The sequence below is a fragment of the Flavobacterium sp. genome, assembly GCF_043773265.1.
Taxonomy (GTDB): domain Bacteria; phylum Bacteroidota; class Bacteroidia; order Flavobacteriales; family Flavobacteriaceae; genus Flavobacterium.
This window is the reverse complement of record NZ_JAYVFH010000162.1, coordinates 1-2,668: the sequence shown is the minus strand read 5'-3', so window position 1 is coordinate 2,668 and position 2,668 is coordinate 1. Positions and strand designations below refer to the sequence as shown.

Sequence of the window (2,668 nt, the reverse complement as noted above, 5' to 3'; positions counted from 1 at the left end):
AATTTTCTCATAAATAAATAGTTTTAAAATTATTATTGTGCTAATTAATAAAAAAAAAAGAACTTTGCAAGAAAAATAGTGTTTTATTTATGCAAAAATTATTAATGCGGTTATCGTCATTCAAAATCATCATTTTATTCAGTGTTTTGTCTGTTTTTGGGCTTATGTTGTTGCCACAACTTTCCGTACAATTAAACCCAAGTGATGAACATGCTACTTTGACAGTTTCTTATAATTACTCAAGTGCATCGTCTTTCTCTGTAGAAAGCCAAGTAACCGCTGTTTTAGAATCTGGTTTTAGTGTGTTACAAGGTGTAAAAAAAATTACATCGAGCTCAGAAGAAGGCACTGGCACAATTATTTTGGAATTAGATAAAGCTAATGATATTGATAATCTTAGGTTTGAAGTTGCTACCATTATAAGACAATTGTATAATAAATTACCTGATGAAGTTAGTTATCCTATTATAAGTGTAAATAAACCAAATGATGATGAACAAAATAATGCTTTAATAATTTACACCATATTTGGAGATGCTACACCAAGTGAAATTCAGGATTTTGTCATGCAAAACTGCTCTCCAACTATAGTTGCAGTTAATGGAGTGAGTACTGTTTCTGTTTATGGAGCAAATCAAAAGGAATGGTTTATTACTTACAGTCCAGATAAGTTAAATCTTCTTAATATATCAAAAAATGATATAATAACTAGTTTACAAGAATGTTATAAATCTTCAGATTTAGGAGTGATTAAAGAGAATAATAAAATTTTGAATGTGACTTTGAATAATCCTAATACATTATTTAATTCACATATTCCTGTAAAAAAAGTTAATGAAAAAATTATTTACTTAGATGATATTGCATCAGTAGTCCATCAAGAGCAAGAAAGTCAAAGTTATTTTCGAGTAAATGGAAAGAATGCAATAACTATGGCAGTTTATGCTGAGCAAAATGTAAATACAATTAAACTTGCTCAAGAAGTTGAATTATCGGTAAAAAAAATGAGACAAAAATTACCCAAAAACTATAGTATAAATCAATCTTACAATGCCACAGATTACTTATCTCAAGAGCTAAATAAAATTTATAGTCGTTCTTTTTATACCTTACTACTTTTATTTCTTTTTGTTTTATTGGCTAGTAAAAGTTTTAGGTATGTGATGATATTAGTTGTTGGAATGGTTGCAACATTATCTATTTCTTTAATCTTTTATTATCTTTTTAAAATAGAAATACAGTTGTATTCTTTAGCAGGTGTAACAATTTCGCTCGGATTGATTATTAATAATACGATTATTATGATGGATCATTTGAGAAAAAAAAATAATCTCAAAGTATTTTTACCATTGTTGGCTGCAACATTAACAACGATTGGTGCTTTATCTGCAATTTATTTTTTAGATGAGAAATACAAACAAAACTTGATTGATTTTGCATGGGTTATTATTATTAACTTAGGTGTTTCATTGTTTACAGCTTTACTATTAATTCCTGCATTATTAAAACGTTTTCCGATAAGAGTTCTTAAAGAAAAGAAAATAATATTTAATGATTTTTTTTTAATACAATATGAAAAGATATTGTTATTTTTATTAAAGTATAAAAAACTAACAATTGTATTCATTATCCTTTTGTTTGGTTTACCTATATTTATGTTGCCTGTTAAAGTTGAAGGGAATAAGTATTGGTATGAAAAATTATACAACGCTACAATTGGCAATGAATGGTTTAATGATAATTTAAGACCTTTTTGCGACACTTATCTTGGAGGAACTTTTAGATTGTTTTCAACCTATGTTTTTGAAAATGCCAATTATCAAAACAACGAAGAAACAAAATTATATGTTTCTGCATCGATGGAAAAAGGCGCTACAGTTCATCAAATGAATACAGCCTTTATAGAGTTAGATAATTATTTAAATTCATTTACTCAAATTAAACAATTTACCACACAAGTGCAAAGTGCTGATAGAGCTACAATTGAAATTGTATTTAAAAAGGAATTTGAAGATTCTGCTTTTCCTTATATAATAAAGTCAAAATTGATAAGAAAAGTTCTTGATTTCGGAGGGATGGATTGGCAAATTTTTGGTGTTGGAAATGGATTTAGTAATGGTGGCAGTAATAATGAGCCAATAAACTTAAAGTTAAAAGCAATAGGTTATAATTATAGTGTTCTATCAAGTTGGGCTGATAGTTTGAAAATTCTACTAGAAAAACATCCGCGTGTTCAAAATGTTATTATTACTGATAATAGTTTTTATGGAAGAAAAAAATCATTTGAATATCAATTTAAATTTGATAAAGAAAAATTAGCGTTATATCAAACCAATTCTTTTGATGCTTTTCAAAGTATAAATGATAAAGTAGTTTCAAAATTTAGTGATTTATATATAAATATTAATGGTATAAATGAAGCTGTTAGGTTTGAAAGTGAAAACGCTTATAAGTTTGATTTATGGAATGTTAAAAATGATGTTTTGCAAAAAGATTCAAGTTTTATAAATCTTAAAAGCGTTGCTTCTATATCTAAAGAGCCAAATGCTGAAAAAATAGATAAGGAAAATCAAGAGTACGTCAGAATTGTAGCATTTCAGTATGCAGGTAATTTTAAATTTGGCAATGCTTTTTTAGAAAAAAACTTAAATGAATTAAAGCTAAAATT

Annotated in this window: 1 protein-coding gene; it reads left to right on the top strand. The window is 26.8% G+C overall.

Annotation, left to right across the window (positions count from 1 at the left end):
• Positions 1-89: 89 nt before the first annotated feature.
• The coding region (locus tag ACH2BO_RS08880; RefSeq protein WP_395044391.1) for an efflux RND transporter permease subunit at positions 90-2,668 on the top strand (2,579 nt) is incomplete at its 3' end.